Genomic DNA, 15,677 nt, shown 5'->3' with positions numbered 1-15,677 from the left:
TTTGGGCGCTTACCGCACGATAGGCTGAAACCTCAATCTCGTCAATAACTTAGCATTACACCTTCGCAATACCCCAAAAGGCAAAACGGTCGCCGCGACTCATATCACCTTTTTGGGTGCCCTACACAACTCATTGAATCTGCTAAGAAAAATTATCATTTTGAAAAATATCCAGAAATAACATTTGCGGCGATCGTTTTAGCTGAGGATTTATCTTAGTGAGTGATCAGTTGGTGCAAAAAAGTTTTTTGAAAAGTGAGGGGCATGCTTTTCTGGGTTGATGTTGTTTTTATGGCGTACTGCTTCTGCTTGAAATCTTAAGGGTGAGTAATTAATTGAGGGTGTTAAATTTCTGCGATTAATTGAGGGCGGCTGCTCATTAATATCCTTACCTATTTTAATGCTGTCCCTGAGAGGCGCGACTTAATTTCCTAAGGTGAAATTACTTTGGATTTTTTTTGGATAATTGATGTGGCGTTTAACTTGCTGCCATTAAACCCGCTAAGGTTGCGAGCGCGCGTTCGATGCGTTTGTCCCATACGCAGGCGCAGGAGAGCCGAATAAACGAGCGGTATTTTTGGCTTGCGGAAAATATTGGCCCCGGTGCGATGCTTATGCCTTGTGTGAGCGCTTTGTGGGCGAGGGCGAAGGTGTCTATGTCGCCTGGGAGTTCTAACCAAATTACAAAGCCACCTTGGGGGCGTGTAATTTTGGTGCCTTCGGGAAAGTAGTGAATTATTGCTTCGGTCATGCGCGCAACGGCCTGTTCATATTCACTGCGCACACGGCGTAGGTGGCGTTCGTATTGGCCGCTTTCGAGTAGTTCGGCTACCGCGAGTTGTTGAATACCCGCTGTGGCGAGGTTGAGTACATATTTCATGTATTCCACTTTTTCTTGAAAACGCCCCGGTGCTATCCAGCCTACGCGCAAACCGGGTGAGAGTGTTTTGGATACTGAGCTACACAGAATGACATCGGCCTCTGGGTCCATCGCTAATAGCAGCGAAGGGCGTGCGTGGTTAAAGCTTAAATCCCCGTAAATATCATCTTCAATTAATACAATGCTGCGCGCCTTGAGCATGGCAACGAGCTTGCGTTTGTGCTCATCGGGCATGCAGCAACCGAGCGGGTTGCTGTAGTTGGGAGTGACTACGCAGGCCTTAACGGGCCAGCGGCTTAGGGCTAGTTCTAGCGCTTCTAGCGACATGCCGGTACTGGGGTTGGTGGGAATCTCCAGTGCTTCTAAGCCAAGTGATTCAATGACTTGCAGTAACCCATAAAAGGTGGGCGATTCTATGGCGACAGTGTTGCCTGGTTGAGTAACCGCACGCAGGGCGAGACTTAGGGCTTCTTGACAGCCGTTGGTGATGACGAGGTTGTCTGGGTGAACGGCTGCGCCAGCATCGGCGATGCGACGTACCAGTTGCCGACGTAATTCGGGCGCACCGGGGGAGAACTCATAGTTGGCAACACGCAGGCGATGTTGGCGCGCGACTTGGGTGAGTGCGCGCTCAATGGCGCGGCTCGGCAGAAATTCAGGTGCTGGCACCGCCGCGCCAAGTTGAACTATATCGGGGTTGTTGGCTGCTTTGATGAGCTGCAACACCATATCTTGCCCCGTTACGGGGGCAGGGCGCATGGTGGTGACCAAAATGCGTGGTGGTTGGACGTGAATTTTAGGTGCTGCTTTTACATAAAACCCCGAGCGATTGCGCGCTTCGAGTAGACCTGAATCCTCCAATAGGCGATAGGCGGCAATGACTGTTGCTACGCTCATGCCTTTTGCTTGGGCTTGTTGGCGCACGCCGGGCATGCGGTCGCCGCTATTGAAGCTGCCGGATTTAATCAGCGCGGCGAGTTCATCTGCGAGTTGGCGATAGAGAGTATCCATAGTCATTCTGCTCTAGTGCCCGAATTGCGCTCAGTCAGCACAGTTGCGGCGATTTCAATAGGTACAGATTTTGGAGTGAGTAATCTGTGCTGCTTCAATTTATGTTTTTTGAAACTGTACTCTAGTGCGTTCAAAAAATACACTGCTGATCCCGCCGAGCTTCGGTGTTTTGTATCTTCATGAGGAGGTAGTAATGGAATATTCGTTTTATCTGGTGGATGCCTTTGTTCGCGTCGCGCGCCCTTTTACGGGTAACCCTGCTGGCGTCTGTATTTTGCATAGCGAGCAGCCTGCAAGTTGGATGCAGCAGGTCGCCGCAGAGATTAACCAAGCTGAAACTGCTTTTTTACTGAAACGCCAAGATGGCAGTTGGCAGCTGCGTTGGTTTACGCCGACAGTGGAAGTCAACCTCTGCGGCCACGCAACCCTCGCGGCAGCCCATGTACTGTGGGAGCAACAAGGAGCAACTGTAACTTGCTTGGAATTTCACACCGCTAGCGGTTTATTAAAAGCCGAGCGCAGAGGAGAAAGTATCGCCTTGGATTTCCCCGCTGATCCGCCGAAGGCTTTAGCTGAGTTGCCTATAGGTATTGAGCAGCTTTTAGGAGAAAAGCCGCAGTGGTTTGGCAAGGGCAAAGAATTCCATGTGGCGATAGTGTCTAGCGCGCAGGTTGTGCGCGATTTACAGCCAGATTTTGAACGCATTAAAACTATTGCGCCCATCGGCCTTATTGTTAGTGGGCCCAGGAGTGGTGATGATAGCGATGTCGATATGGTTTCCCGTGTTTTTGCGCCTAACGCAGGTATTAACGAAGACTCGGTAACAGGCGCTGCTCACTGCACACTCGCAGTTTATTGGGGGGAGCGTCTCGGCAAATATTATTTACGCGCTCTGCAGGCATCCGCTCGTTCGGGGTCACTCGCACTTGAGTGGCAGGGTGTACGGGTTGCGCTCATAGGCACTGCGCATACGCGCTTAACCGGAGTTTTTTATGGATAATTCTAAGCGCTCTACCGCAGCTGCAATTTGTTGGATGAATGGCCGCATAGTGCCACCGGAACAGGCGACAGTATCGGTATTTGATCATGGGTTGTTATATGGCGATGGCGTGTTTGAAGGCATACGTTTTTATGGCGACCGCGCTTTCCGTTTGCAGGCGCATTTAGAGCGGCTATTGCTGTCGGCGCGCGCCATAGCCCTTGAGCTGCCCTATAGTTTGACGGAGCTCAGTCACGCAGTAGAGGAGATTATTCAAGCTGCGCCCAATAGCGATGGCTATTTGCGCTTAGTCGTCACCCGTGGTCGCGGTGCTTTGGGTATAGACCCCGCCACTTGCAGCGCCCCTTCTGTGTTTATCATTGCGGCGCCGCTTGCCTTAGTGAGTGAAGAGGTGCGCGCTAAGGGCGCCAAGGTGATTATCGCGGCCACACGTCGCTTAGGCCCAGATGGCTTAGATCCGCGCATTAAAAGTTTGAATTATTTAAACCATATTATGGCGCGCATGGAAGCCAACCACGCCGGTGCCGACGAAGCTATATTGCTCAATAGTGCTGGCCGTATTGCAGAAGGCAGTGCGGACAATATTTTTATTGTGCAGCGTGGCGAGCTGTTAACGCCGCCCGTGATTGAAGGCGCGCTCGATGGTATTACGCGGCAAGTGGTGCTCGAACTTGCAGAGAAGCTCGGCATTAAATCGCGTGAAACACCCCTCGCGCCTTATGATCTATTCACCGCCGACGAATGTTTTCTTACTGGAACAGGTGCGGAATTAATTCCGGTGGGGCTTGCTGATGGTCGCCCAATCCCCCAGTGCCCCGGCCCAGTCTATTTGCGGTTGGCGGCGGCGTTTAGGGAGTTGGTGTTGGTTGGGTGAGAAGCTAAGTAAAGTAAAAACTTTTACTAACTAGTGGTGATATTGGAGCTTATCCTGCAGAATCAGGTCCCTATATAGATTGAGAGTACGAGTATTTGATGGCCGGCAAGAAAAACATAGCGCGCTTTAATGATTCAATTGACCAACTGGTTGCAGGAAAGGCAATACAGTGAGAGTTGATTAAGAAACAATTGTGGTGGTGCAGTGCGCATATTACTATGGTTGGTTAATGAGTGCCTAGGAGGCTGATGTGCAAATATTGTTTTTAGTTATTTTATTGTTTTGGATTATATGGGGCATATTTGGTTTCTTTTTTATATATGTAATGAATCGGGTAATAAAAAATCGACTGAGTGAATGCCATCGCCATTATATAACTCTGATTGGTTTGTGGTGCACCCAGTTGATCGCACTTCTAGTGTTATTTGTGACTCCCGGCTCAGGGTATCATAGTGGTACTCACGAGTATGACAATATATTAATTCCTGTTTTTTTTATTTATCTTATTTCTTATCTCTCTTCACTATTTTTATATTTTTGGTTAAATTCAAAAATTAAAAAAAAGAGCGATGGTATTAAGTGCTAGTAACTACTGTGGCTTTAGTTAACTAGAGTTGGGGTTTTGATGTGAAAATTATGAGCTATTATAAAATTTTAAAGAGAAAATAAAAATGTCCGCCGTAAAAGAAATTGTTTTAACCTTTAGTTGTAAAGACTCCAAAGGTTTGGTAGCCGCCGTGGCAACCTTATTTGCGACCTTGGGGTTTAATATTAAAGAGTCTTCGCAGTTTGAGGATGTACAGAGCTGTCGCTTTTTTATGCGCACGGTGTTTGAATGCCCTGAAGGGTATAACCTCAGCCAAATTCGCTCGCTGTTTAAGCCTCTCGCAGAACAGTATCAAATGAATTGGACCATTGCCGACACCGCTTGTAAGCCACGGGTGTTGATAGCCGTGTCTCAATGGGGGCATTGTTTGAATGCATTGCTGAATAGTTGGAAGAATGGTTCCTTGCCAATTGATATTGTAGGCGTTGTCTCTAATCACAATGTAATGCGCGATTTAACCGAGTGGTATGAATTGCCCTTTCACTATTTGCCCATCACCGCGGATACCAAAGCGCAGCAGGAAGGTGAGTTGTGGCAATTGATGCAGGATTTGCAGGCAGAATTTTTAGTGCTGGCGCGCTATATGCAGATTCTTTCCGATGATCTGTGCAAAAAATTGAATGGTCGCGCAATTAATATTCACCATTCATTCTTGCCTGGGTTTAAAGGTGCCAAACCTTATCATCAGGCCTTTGATCGCGGTGTAAAATTAATTGGTGCCACGGCGCATTTCGTCACGGCTGATTTGGATGAGGGCCCCATAATTGAGCAGTCGGTAGAGCGCGTGTCTCATATTTATTCACCTGAAGATATGGCGGAAATCGGGCGTGATATTGAAGCCGTGGTGCTCAACCGCGCCGTGCGCTGGCATGCTGAACATCGCGTTTTATTAAACGGTACTAAGACAGTTGTATTTAGTCGTTAAGGTTTTGGTGCGAAGCATGCTCGGGTCATTAATCAAAGTTGATAGAGCTTACTGTTTAATCGTTCGTAAGGTTCAACAGCTGGTGACATCTAATAGCTGGAAATTTACAAAGGTCAGCCGTTCTAAATGAATTTAGCTTTACGAGTGTTTTTTAGCGAGCAGCTTAAGCCGAATGGAGATATGTTCGGTATTAGTCGAGCCTTTTCTTTTTTTACTACGTCATAGCACTCACAAACTTCATTCATAAGGCCCTTTTTGTTAATTATTTTAATCTTTCCTCGGCTATAGCTGATAAATTTTTGTTGTTGTAATTTTCCAGCTGAATGCGTTATTCCTTCACGTCTTACACCCAACATATTAGCGATACACTCATGTGTTAGATAGAGATCATCTTGCTCTAAAAGGTCAGCATTCATCAAAAGATACCGGCATAGTTGTTGGTCTACAGTATGCAAGCGGTTGCAAACGGCCGTTTGTGAAATTTGAGTAAAAAATATTTGCGAGTAAAGTAATACCATTTTCAATAGCGCATCTTTCTTGTAAAGTTCTTTCTTGAGGTGATGCGCCTTTATGCGGTAGGTGAGGCCTGAGGTTTGGACCGTTGCATAACAAGTGGCGTGATCGCTACCCATAATGCAAGGTAGGCCGACTAAGCCATCTTTCCCGACTAAGCCTACACTTGGCATTGAGCCGCTTTCAGTGATATAGCCTATACATATTACTGCCGTAGTCGGAAAATAAATCCATTCAAATGGCATTCCAGCTTCATGAAGGTTTTCTTCTGCTTGCACATAATAAAGCTCTAAATTAGCTAATAACTGTACGTAATCATTTTGTGGTAAGCCGGCTAATAATTCATTGTGCTTAGGTGAGTTAAATTCTGTGTCATTAAATTCCTTTCCTGTGTTTGCATGAAAAGCAGAGATTTTTCTTGGCGTGTTAATTTGTGCTGCAGTCATGTTATTACCTCGATAAATAGTTAATTAGTCTTAATAATCTAATGTTAAAACCCACATTCACTCATAAACGTTTGATATGAAAAATACCGATATAGTCTTAACCACCTTCATTCTTAAGGTGGTTTTGCAAAGCTAGTGCCAATATTAAATGTTCTTTAATTTCAATGGGTTGGATAGTGGTACTGCAGTGGCGGGGGGAGGGGGAGGATTGTGTATTAAGTAGTTCTTTCAATTTTTGTGAAAGTTTTACATATTTAACTGCGGAGATTGGATTGTTCAGAGGGGTGTGTGTCTCCCTTCCGCCAATAATCTAATGGGCGGAAGGGAGGGAGAAAATTAGTTTCTATTTTCCCAGTAAGGTTTGGCTTCATAAAAGTCATGAACTTTTTTTGACCAAGTTTGATCAGCCATATCAGGCCAGCTATCTTTGTCGAAGCCTGGCGCGTTACTCAAGCGCTCTTTGTTGGCATTCAGCATGAAACATTTATTTTCGGTGTCAAGAATTAATGCATTCCATGGTACTGCAAATAATTTTTCTCCCATACCTAAAAATCCACCAAATGATAGAACTGCATAAGCTATTTTTCCAGTATGCATGTCTAGCATGATTTCTTTTATGTCACCCAGATCGTCACCCGCGATATTGCGCACATCGTTACCTATTAAGGTGTTAGCACCCATTAGGTGAGGGCCTGGGCCTTTCTTGTAATCTAGTGTGCTTGTGGTGAAATGCGATTGATTGTAAATACCGTAGGTATCTCTTTCTAAATAATTCATAGTAATCTCCTTAGCTTAGTTTATAGATAGAAACCAAATTGCATCAGGTGTGGTGCTTTTTGGTTTTTTTAATATCTCCTTATTGATTTTATTATTCTGTTTGTAATGACACATATCGATATTTATTTTTTTTATAAAATATACATTTATTTTGTAAAAAATACTTTCTTGTGGATGAGTGTATGGACCATAAAGGTGGGTGATTATCTTTAATCTAATGGTAATAAATCTAATTTCTAATATATTTATTTGTTGGCTTTATTTTTGCCTTTGTTAATTGCAGCGTGAGATTGGGTTTTTATCTTGGCGCTTATTTTATATATCTATTAATACGTGAGGTATTATTATGAAAATTGTAAGTATGTTTAATGTTGGTGTATGCATGGCCTTGTTGTGTTGTTCTACTGCTTCTTTGGCTGATGAAGTTAGTGTAGAGGACTTTGTTGGGAAGGCTTCTGCGATGAATGTCGCTGAAATTGAATCGGGTAAGCTTGCGCTCGAAAAATCTTCATCAATGGATGTAAAGGGTTATGCTAGAAAAATGATTGGCGAACATTCATCATTAAACAACGAGTTGCGCATATTGGCCTCAAAAAAAATATGGAAATAGAAGATGAGGCATCAATGTCTGACAAAACAAAGAAGTTTATACTTGAGCAGCGAGATGGGAATTCGTTTGATGAGGCTTATGCCGACAATGAAATTAAAGCCCACGAAGATGCCATTGTGCTTTATAAAAAAGGAGCTAAGTCTGCTGACACGGCAGTTCGAGCTTTTGCGGTTTCTGGGTTGCTAAAGATTGAGCAACATCTAGAGTTGGTAAAAGCTCTTTCCTTTAAGTCTACTTCAGCCCCTAAAACTATGAAAATCTACAATAGCTATTCATCCTCAAGTCGCGTGAGTACAGTTAATTAAGAGGGTTTCTCGTAAAGCATTAGCAGGATCTAAGAGGTCCTGCTTAATGACGTGTTGGCGCTATTGTCGGTTTCCTGGTATTCCCCGACCGCTTCACTAATTATATTTTTTGCTATCAAGTTTTCCCGCTCCGAGGTTGCTTCTACGATGAGGATAAACTGACCGTTATTGATGGCATCCTGCACTAGGTAAGCAAAGGGTTTATTGTGCTCGCTGATGCCTACTGTTGCCCCCAGAAACCCACCTAGGCTAGCTCCCCAGCCTAATAGCGCCAACGGAGCTAAGAGAGGGCTTGCTACAAATAAACTTACATTTGCTGTTACTAATGCAATTTCTGCGACTATCCCTACGCCTGTACCTACTGCGGCGCCAACAGCTCCATCGATTAACATTTCATCCAGGGTTTTATTGCTGTCGTCTTTGTCGGAGTGGGGAGGTGCGATTTTGTGCTCGCGATTGATATGAATACGCCTTGAAGGTATTCCAAGGGTGCGTAATTTTTTTACAACTGTTTCAGTTTGATCTTTTTTCTGAAAAAAACCTGAAACGAAGTGCTTATAGCTATTCATAAAATATTCCTCTAGTAAGATATTGAAGTGGGCTGTATGTAGTTTTGAAGTTAAATTAAGGCTGTTTTTTTGTAACTAGTTTGATGTCTGCCATGTGTGTATTTTGAGCTGTTCAAAAGAAATAATAATAGGGTTAATCGATATTAAAGAACTGCATTTTTGGCTGAAAGTGTTGGTGTTCAATAAGCTTCTTCTGGCTTTCAATCCTTGCGTTACGGTTGTAATAAGACATGTATGGTGACAATTCGAGTAGTTTTATATACATTCTGTTTTCTTTAATGGAGCAGGATTTAATCCTATCAATTCAAGTACTGGTTTTTGGGTTAATTCACTGTACTGTTAATAAGCTTCATAATTAATAGCTTTCTCTGTATCGCTTAACAGTGCGCTAGAGCACATTGGAACTATTTGATTCCACTAAGTGATTAGCGCTTTGGGTTGTGGTTTAAGGTATAGCTATTGGATGAAAATAAGTTGGTTGTGATCAAGTGAGTTGTGGGGGAATGAGTTATTTTTACCGAGTAAGTTATGCGTATAATGGCTAACTTCAGCATCTGCCCAAGTCTATAAATCTCAGCCGTTGACTAATAATTGATCATTGGCTTTTTGACGAGAATTTACTATGTCTGCCGTAAAAGAAATCGTTTTAACCTTTAGCTGCAAGGATTCCAAAGGCCTTGTGGCCGCTGTGGCTACCTTGTTCGCAACCTTGGGTTTCAATATTAAAGAGTCTTCGCAGTTTGAGGATGTACAGAGCTGTCGCTTTTTCATGCGCACGGTATTTGAATGCCCTGAAGGGTATAACCTAAGCCAAATTCGCTCGCTGTTTAAGCCTCTCGCAGAACAGTATCAAATGAATTGGACCATTGCCGACACCGCTTGTAAGCCACGGGTGTTGATAGCCGTGTCTCAATGGGGGCATTGTTTGAATGCATTGCTGAATAGTTGGAAGAATGGTTCCTTGCCAATTGATATTGTAGGCGTTGTCTCTAATCACAATGTAATGCGCGATTTAACCGAGTGGTATGAGTTGCCCTTTCACTATTTGCCCATCACCGCGGATACCAAAGCGCAGCAGGAAGGTGAGTTGTGGCAATTGATGCAGGATTTGCAGGCAGAATTTTTAGTGCTGGCGCGCTATATGCAGATTCTTTCCGATGATCTGTGCAAAAAATTGAATGGTCGCGCAATTAATATTCACCATTCATTCTTGCCTGGGTTTAAAGGTGCCAAACCTTATCATCAGGCCTTTGATCGCGGTGTAAAATTAATTGGCGCTACGGCGCATTTTGTCACGGCCGATTTGGATGAGGGCCCCATTATTGAGCAATCGGTAGAGCGCGTGTCTCATATCAATTCACCTGAAGATATGGCGGAAATAGGGCGCGATATTGAAGCTGTGGTACTTAACCGCGCCGTGCGCTGGCATGCTGAACATCGCGTTTTATTAAACGGCACTAAGACAGTTGTATTTAGTCGTTAAGGTTGTGGTGCGAAGCATGCTCGGGTCATTAATCAAAGTTGATAGAGCTTACTGTTTAATCGTTCGTAAGGTTCAACAGCTGGTGACATCTAATAGCTGGAAATTTACAAAGGTCAGCCGTGATGCTGACCTTTGTGTTTTCTAGCAAGTCGTTACCAGCTTTTATAAGGCAAAAATTTTCCATTAAGATTTATAATAACGCGGTCACCTTTAGGGTTTTCTTCTTTGTCGATATCCATAGAGAAGTCAATTGCACTCATAATGCCGTCACCGAATTTTTCATGTATTAGGGCTTTAATGGTAGGGCCGTAAACGCCAATCATTTCATATAGACGATAAATGAGTGGGTCTTGCGGGATGGTGTCGCCCCAGGTTTTTGTAGGGCACTCCATTAAGGCGGCTTTAGCCCCTTCGGAAAGGTCGAGTATTTTGCATAGGGCTTCGGCTTTATCGCTCGGCGCGCTATTCATGCCTAAGCAAACAGATGTTGTCCAAACTGGTGACATGCCCAGCGCGGCGGCAATGCCCTCCCAGCTTAGTTGTTGCGTTTGCTTTTGAAGAACAATTAATTCAACAAGATCAGTTTTTTTCATAGCAAGGTTCCTGGTTGCGGCTAAAGTAATTAACGTGTGATGTTAGTTAAGAGTTCGTAGTAATAATATTTACTCTGAATGATTGCGCTAGGGCTCTAGCCCTATGAAAATTAAAATGACCCCTGCCGGTGCTAGCAAGTAAGGTTGAGCACTAAAAAGTGGCGCTTGCAGTAAGTTTAAGCAGCGTTTTTTGTGCATCACAGGGCTAGCTTCAAAGGTATACGCGATATTTGTGCCAATATAGATAAAACTTTAGTGAAGGGCGCAAACATTTGTGTGTCGTACAGTGTGTAATATAAATAATTGATGAAATAAATTTTTAGATGAAAGAGAAGGATGTTGCATGAAGTTTGCAAAATTTTGGGCATTTACACGCTTGCCAGTGAAATCTACATTTTTTGGGCAAGACACCGTAAAACTATGGGGTGCGTCCAACAAAAGTATGGATGCAGCAGTAGCTCAGGCTAAAGCGCGCGCAGAATCACTGCGCAGTTTTTTCCAGGGAGAGCACTTGGCTCAGGGGGAGTATGAATATTGGGCTGACTTTATTCGTGAAGAAATACTTGAGGAAATTTACAGCGACGATGGTCGTTTGTTGGGTGTTGTAACACGTAATCACTATGGTGCAGAAGTCTTAAACTCTACCTCAGTACTTTTTGGTGATATCGATGTAAACACGGGTACAGCAGGTTTTGTTGCCCGTTTTCTGGCCCGCTTAGGTATACCCCTAAAGAATAAGGCCTATTACATGCAACAGCTAGAAGCCTATCAGCGTCAGCATCCACAATTAAATATCAGCATTTTTGAAACCTGTGCAGGTTTACGCTTTGTATTGACCAATCAAATGCTTGCTCCGAATGATGCTTTTGCTCAAAAAATGTTTCTTGAGCTCGGTGTTGATAAGCTCTATAAAACCTTATGTTTGCGTCAAAATTGTTTTCGTGCGCGCCTAACACCCAAACCTTGGCGAATGCATCTTGCGCGCCCTGCAAGTCGTTTTCCGCGCGACCCAGCCACAGAACAAGTAGATTTTGAGCGTTGGTTGGGAGAGTACCAAAGAGCGAGCAATCAATTTGGGGTAGTAAAGCAAATTCAACAGCTGGGCAATCAATCGATTCCTGCTGATGTGAAGAAAATTTTAGCGGTGCATCAGCGCTGTGTGGCAGCAGCGACTAAGCCTTTGGCGTAATGTCTATCCATAACCCTTTAAAAAAATGACATATATATATGGCGATACTTTTATTTAAATTAACCCATGTTCCTGATGATGAGGCAGCAGAGGTGCGCGCTTTATTGGATGAAGCAGAAATTCACTACTACGAAACAGATGCAGGATTTTGGCGCGTAGGGCTGGATGCTATTTGGCTCGCCAATGGCGCACAAGAAACCCATGCGCGTGAATTGATGGAGGCCTACCAAGCGACGCGAACCAGCCAGCAGCGGCAACTTTACGGTGAATTACAAGCCGATGGGCGTGCGCCGAATTTATGGCAAAAGTTCTGTGAAAGCCCACTGCGTTTTGTCGGTTTTATTCTTATTGTTGTATTTATTTTGGCATTAACACTATTGCCCTTTCTGTTGCTGTAAGTGGAATATTTTTTTGATATTTTTCATTAGGTTATGCTAAAACCTTTTGTCATATTCCAAGGTGATGCGAAACTATATTTGATGGTGATACGGTTTAGTATTACCTTGTAAGATAGTGGAAAAAATCACTATCGTTCGAACATTGGACTTTATCTTGCAGGTGTTTCCTATAAGGAGACTCAGTATGCACAAACCATCGCACTCAGACCCGCTAAATACCTCATCAATAGATTCACTACGGCCGCGCCAGACCTTGGAGTGGTCTGCGATTACAGCAATTCTTGCAGATTTTATGGTGGTGGAGCACTTACCAGACGATTTTTCTCACCTTGCGCAGTGTTATTATTTTCCCCTGGCGCAGCTTATTGCGCGTGATTATGGTGATTTTTCTGTGCGCACTGGGCGCCCACAAATTTTGGGAATTAATGGTGCACAGGGCACGGGTAAATCAACCTTGGCTGCACTGCTAAAGCGCATATTGGAGGAGGGTGCGGGATTAAGGTGCGCAATACTCTCTATTGATGATGTGTACCTCACGCGCGCAGAACGAAAAAAATTAGCGGATTCAATACATCCTTTGTTGCAAACTCGCGGTGTGCCTGGTACTCATGATCTTTCTTTAGCATTGGATGTATTAGCCAAACTGAAAGATGGCAGCGAGCAGCGTAACTCACATATGGCGCCGGCTATAGCTGATGGCGATGTATATTTTGGAGAGCCATCTGTACAACAAAAAACCTCTACAATTCTTAAACTTCCTCGTTTTGATAAGGCTTGCGATGATCGAAAACCGGATGCAGAATGGTTTGCGCAGCAGGCGCCAGTCGATATTATTTTATTTGAAGGTTGGTGTGTGGCGGCGCGGCCGCAATCTGAAACAGATTTAATCGAGCCTATTAATAAATTAGAAGCTGAAGAGGACACCAAGGGAATTTGGCGCGGCTATGTTAACAACTCCCTCGCCAGCACTTATCAAACGCTGTTTTCCCAGCTTGATGGCTTAATTATGATAAAGGCTCCCTCTATGATGGCCGTGGATGAGTGGCGCTGGGAGCAAGAACAAAAATTAATTTCGCGCAGTCATGCAAGCGCTCATTCGCAATTAATGAATCGTACGCAAATAGAAAGATTTATTCAGCATTATGAACGCCTTACTCGCCATATTTTAACCGAAATGCCAGCGCGGGCCGATCTTGTGTTCCATCTAGATAATGAACACGCTATTACGCAGGTTAGTGGGCTTTGGTCGCAGGATGCACTTTTTCGGGCAAGGGAGGGCTGAACACTATGGTGCAACTTATTATTTTTACTGATCTCGATGGCACACTACTCGATCACCACACCTACAGTTACGCGCCTGCAAAAAGAGCATTGGCGGAAATTAAAGCCAGTGCGATTCCGCTTATTTTAATCTCCAGTAAAACCCCTGCAGAAATTTTATCTCTACATAAAAACATGGTATTGAACTCGCCTTTTGTGTGTGAAAACGGCGCTGCTATTTTTTGGCCGGAAGGTACAGGTTATAGAAAACAGGCGCTAGTCCCTGAGCGAGGAATTTTATTAAAGGTTTTAGCTGATTTGAGTACAGAGTTTAATTTTAAGTTTACGGCTTTTGCGGACTGCACCACGCAGAAATTAGCAGAACTGACGGGCTTGTCATTGGCTCAGGCTGCACTTGCGGGGCAGCGCGAATTTACCGAACCACTGTTATGGCAGGATACGGCAGCGCGCCGCGAGATATTTATCGAACAACTTGTACAGCGAAAATTACAAGCTCAGCAGGGCGGCCGCTTTCTTACAGTGATGGGTGAATCCACCAAGGCAGAGGCAATGAAGTTGCTTATTGCACACTATGCTGCTCGCCAACCGGTCGTCACTATGGCGCTGGGCGATAGTTTTAATGATGAGGCTATGCTGCAAGGTGCCGATATCGCGGTGATTATTAAATCGGCACATTCGTCACAGCTGAAAGTGGAAATACCGGAGTGGATTATTCATACCGAAGAGACGGGGCCAAAGGGTTGGCAGGAGGCAATGGATATAGTCTTGCCTGTTATGTTGGATACAGCTGGAAATCAGCAAATCATTTAACCAATTACTCATTTAACGATTGTATTTAGGGTGATTGTTTTTTCTAAAAGATAGGCGTCAAGTGAAATACGCGCAGATTACATATAACAATTCAGCGAGGTATTACTATGGGTGATTTTCATCAGAATGGCGTTATTGCAACGCTACATAATTTAGCTAAGCGTCCTCTTAGCGATTTAGAAAGAGAATTAGAAGGTTTTAATGCTACACGTTCTTTAGGTTTAGTCTTGCCCTCTCTTTTTTCTGAGTTACAAGGTAAAGCCTTGGCGACGATTGTTGAGGAACTTACGCATGTTAATTATTTGGATGAAATTGTTATAGGTCTCGATCGAGCAAATCTCGATGAATATCAAGAGGCACTTAGATATTTCTCTAAGTTGCCACAGCATCATAGAGTTCTGTGGAATGATGGGCCACGTTTGATGGCTATTGATGCACAGTTGCAAGCCTTGGGCTTAGCGCCTGGAGAGATGGGTAAGGGGCGCAATGTTTGGTACTGTTATGGCTATGTGCTGGCTTCAGGCCGCGCCGATGCTGTCGCGCTTCATGATTGCGATATAGTGACCTATGATCGAGAATTACTTGCGCGTTTAATTTATCCCGTCGCCAACCCTGCGTTTAATTATGAATTTTGCAAGGGATATTACGCGCGGGTAACACCCAGTAAAATAAGTGGTCGTGTTACGCGTTTGTTTGTCACCCCGTTATTGCGCGCCCTTAAAAAAGTATGTGGTCATAATGATTTTATTGAGTTCCTGGACGGTTTTCGCTACCCCTTGGCGGGTGAATTTTCTATGCGTACGGATGTGATTAATGATTTGCGTATTCCCAGTGATTGGGGCCTAGAGATAGGTGTGCTTTCAGAAATGCAGCGCAATCATGCGAACAATCGCTTGTGTCAGGTAGATATTGCCGATGTCTACGATCACAAGCATCAGGATTTATCATTGGATGATGTGGACAAAGGGTTGTCCAAAATGAGCACTGATATTGCCAAGGCAATTTTTCGCAAGCTGGCGACCAATGGTGAAGTATTTTCAAGTGAAAAAATTCGCACCATCAAAGCAACCTACTACCGCATGGCGTTAGATTTTATTGAGATATACCACAATGACGCACTGATTAATGGCTTGAGCTTTGATCGACATAGCGAAGAGAAAGCGGTTGAATTATTTGCGAAAAATGTCATGCGCGGTGGCGAACACTTTTTGGAAAACCCGATGGAAACGCCATTTATTCCCAGTTGGAATCGGGTGATCAGTGCCGTGCCCGACATTCTTGAGCAATTGAAAGCAGCAGTAGAGGCAGACACCGAGGAGTACGCTGCACTGGCCGGCATTACTCAGAGTAAAGCGCTAGACGATTTGTCTAAGGGAACTGTGTCATCTATTCAACAGGTGGGTTAA

14 protein-coding genes and 1 pseudogene are annotated in these 15,677 nt (G+C 44.2%); 10 read left to right on the top strand and 5 right to left on the bottom strand.

Features of this window, described 5'->3' with window-relative positions:
- Positions 1-478: 478 nt before the first annotated feature.
- On the bottom strand, positions 479-1,897 hold the full coding sequence (locus tag AC0KUT_RS13350) for an aminotransferase-like domain-containing protein (RefSeq protein ID WP_488830623.1): 1,419 nt from the start codon (positions 1,895-1,897) through the stop codon (positions 479-481).
- A 187-nt stretch (positions 1,898-2,084) separates the two neighbouring features.
- On the opposite strand from AC0KUT_RS13350, the gene AC0KUT_RS13345 reads away from it, so the two are divergent.
- The 3 genes from AC0KUT_RS13345 (at position 2,085) to purU (AC0KUT_RS13335) (ending at position 5,297) form a co-directional block, all read left to right on the top strand.
- Positions 2,085-2,891 carry a PhzF family phenazine biosynthesis protein gene (locus AC0KUT_RS13345; protein ID WP_488830621.1) on the top strand — a complete coding sequence of 269 codons (807 nt, stop codon included), beginning with the start codon at positions 2,085-2,087 and terminating at the stop codon, positions 2,889-2,891.
- Positions 2,884-3,765 (top strand): branched-chain-amino-acid transaminase, encoded by an 882-nt coding sequence (gene ilvE, locus AC0KUT_RS13340; protein WP_488830620.1) that lies wholly within the window; start codon positions 2,884-2,886, stop codon positions 3,763-3,765. The genes AC0KUT_RS13345 and ilvE overlap by 8 nt, the downstream gene beginning before the upstream one ends.
- A 671-nt stretch (positions 3,766-4,436) precedes the next feature.
- Positions 4,437-5,297, top strand: a complete 861-nt coding sequence (purU, locus tag AC0KUT_RS13335; RefSeq protein ID WP_488830618.1) for a formyltetrahydrofolate deformylase — start codon at positions 4,437-4,439, stop codon at positions 5,295-5,297.
- A 122-nt stretch (positions 5,298-5,419) separates the two neighbouring features.
- Here purU (AC0KUT_RS13335) and AC0KUT_RS13330 read toward each other — a convergent pair whose 3' ends face one another.
- Entirely contained in the window at positions 5,420-6,256 is an 837-nt protein-coding gene (locus AC0KUT_RS13330) for a Crp/Fnr family transcriptional regulator (RefSeq protein ID WP_488830616.1), read from the bottom strand.
- A 336-nt stretch (positions 6,257-6,592) separates the two neighbouring features.
- Entirely contained in the window at positions 6,593-7,033 is a 441-nt protein-coding gene (locus AC0KUT_RS13325; RefSeq protein WP_488830614.1) for a PRC-barrel domain-containing protein, read from the bottom strand.
- A 346-nt stretch (positions 7,034-7,379) separates the two neighbouring features.
- On the opposite strand from AC0KUT_RS13325, the pseudogene AC0KUT_RS13320 reads away from it, so the two are divergent.
- Positions 7,380-7,948, top strand: a pseudogene (locus AC0KUT_RS13320) (DUF4142 domain-containing protein).
- A 29-nt stretch (positions 7,949-7,977) separates the two neighbouring features.
- On the opposite strand, the gene AC0KUT_RS13315 reads toward AC0KUT_RS13320, so the two are convergent.
- Positions 7,978-8,517, bottom strand: a complete 540-nt coding sequence (locus AC0KUT_RS13315; protein WP_488830612.1) for a hypothetical protein — start codon at positions 8,515-8,517, stop codon at positions 7,978-7,980.
- 622 nt (positions 8,518-9,139) lie between these two features.
- Between AC0KUT_RS13315 and purU (AC0KUT_RS13310) the strand changes: the two genes are divergently transcribed.
- Positions 9,140-10,000, top strand: a complete 861-nt coding sequence (purU, locus tag AC0KUT_RS13310) for a formyltetrahydrofolate deformylase (protein WP_488830611.1) — start codon at positions 9,140-9,142, stop codon at positions 9,998-10,000.
- Between the two features lie 152 nt (positions 10,001-10,152).
- Here the strand turns inward: purU (AC0KUT_RS13310) and cynS are convergent, their stop codons facing one another.
- Positions 10,153-10,593 (bottom strand): cyanase, encoded by a 441-nt coding sequence (cynS, locus tag AC0KUT_RS13305; RefSeq protein WP_488830609.1) that lies wholly within the window; start codon positions 10,591-10,593, stop codon positions 10,153-10,155.
- 343 nt (positions 10,594-10,936) lie between these two features.
- Here cynS and AC0KUT_RS13300 point away from each other — a divergent pair, with 343 nt between their 5' ends.
- The 5 genes from AC0KUT_RS13300 (at position 10,937) to AC0KUT_RS13280 (ending at position 15,677) form a co-directional block, all read left to right on the top strand.
- Positions 10,937-11,782 (top strand): hypothetical protein, encoded by an 846-nt coding sequence (locus tag AC0KUT_RS13300; RefSeq protein ID WP_488830608.1) that lies wholly within the window; start codon positions 10,937-10,939, stop codon positions 11,780-11,782.
- 38 nt (positions 11,783-11,820) lie between these two features.
- The gene (locus tag AC0KUT_RS13295) at positions 11,821-12,180 is read left to right on the top strand and encodes a DUF6164 family protein (protein WP_488830606.1); all 360 of its coding nucleotides are present in this window, start codon (positions 11,821-11,823) and stop codon (positions 12,178-12,180) included.
- A 184-nt stretch (positions 12,181-12,364) separates the two neighbouring features.
- Positions 12,365-13,462, top strand: a complete 1,098-nt coding sequence (locus tag AC0KUT_RS13290) for a phosphoribulokinase (RefSeq protein ID WP_488830605.1) — start codon at positions 12,365-12,367, stop codon at positions 13,460-13,462.
- Positions 13,463-13,467: 5 nt separating this feature from the next.
- The gene (locus AC0KUT_RS13285; protein WP_488830603.1) at positions 13,468-14,271 is read left to right on the top strand and encodes an HAD-IIB family hydrolase; all 804 of its coding nucleotides are present in this window, start codon (positions 13,468-13,470) and stop codon (positions 14,269-14,271) included.
- Positions 14,272-14,378: 107 nt separating this feature from the next.
- Positions 14,379-15,677, top strand: a complete 1,299-nt coding sequence (locus tag AC0KUT_RS13280; RefSeq protein ID WP_488830601.1) for a glycosyltransferase family protein — start codon at positions 14,379-14,381, stop codon at positions 15,675-15,677.

This window comes from Cellvibrio sp. 25HG11W-0, from assembly GCF_057815475.1.
Note: the sequence above shows the minus strand (reverse complement) of the source record. Positions and strands in the feature narration are given on the sequence as shown.

What these genes read in the sequence shown, in the direction of transcription:
- AC0KUT_RS13350 (WP_488830623.1), bottom strand. Translation starts at nt 1,897, where the DNA reads ATGACTATGGATACTCTCTATCGCCAACTCGCAGATGAACTCGCCGCG.
- AC0KUT_RS13345 (WP_488830621.1), top strand. Translation starts at nt 2,085, where the DNA reads ATGGAATATTCGTTTTATCTGGTGGATGCCTTTGTTCGCGTCGCGCGC.
- ilvE (WP_488830620.1), top strand. Translation starts at nt 2,884, where the DNA reads ATGGATAATTCTAAGCGCTCTACCGCAGCTGCAATTTGTTGGATGAAT.
- purU (WP_488830618.1), top strand. Translation starts at nt 4,437, where the DNA reads ATGTCCGCCGTAAAAGAAATTGTTTTAACCTTTAGTTGTAAAGACTCC.
- AC0KUT_RS13330 (WP_488830616.1), bottom strand. Translation starts at nt 6,256, where the DNA reads ATGACTGCAGCACAAATTAACACGCCAAGAAAAATCTCTGCTTTTCAT.
- AC0KUT_RS13325 (WP_488830614.1), bottom strand. Translation starts at nt 7,033, where the DNA reads ATGAATTATTTAGAAAGAGATACCTACGGTATTTACAATCAATCGCAT.
- AC0KUT_RS13315 (WP_488830612.1), bottom strand. Translation starts at nt 8,517, where the DNA reads ATGAATAGCTATAAGCACTTCGTTTCAGGTTTTTTTCAGAAAAAAGAT.
- purU (WP_488830611.1), top strand. Translation starts at nt 9,140, where the DNA reads ATGTCTGCCGTAAAAGAAATCGTTTTAACCTTTAGCTGCAAGGATTCC.
- cynS (WP_488830609.1), bottom strand. Translation starts at nt 10,593, where the DNA reads ATGAAAAAAACTGATCTTGTTGAATTAATTGTTCTTCAAAAGCAAACG.
- AC0KUT_RS13300 (WP_488830608.1), top strand. Translation starts at nt 10,937, where the DNA reads ATGAAGTTTGCAAAATTTTGGGCATTTACACGCTTGCCAGTGAAATCT.
- AC0KUT_RS13295 (WP_488830606.1), top strand. Translation starts at nt 11,821, where the DNA reads ATGGCGATACTTTTATTTAAATTAACCCATGTTCCTGATGATGAGGCA.
- AC0KUT_RS13290 (WP_488830605.1), top strand. Translation starts at nt 12,365, where the DNA reads ATGCACAAACCATCGCACTCAGACCCGCTAAATACCTCATCAATAGAT.
- AC0KUT_RS13285 (WP_488830603.1), top strand. Translation starts at nt 13,468, where the DNA reads ATGGTGCAACTTATTATTTTTACTGATCTCGATGGCACACTACTCGAT.
- AC0KUT_RS13280 (WP_488830601.1), top strand. Translation starts at nt 14,379, where the DNA reads ATGGGTGATTTTCATCAGAATGGCGTTATTGCAACGCTACATAATTTA.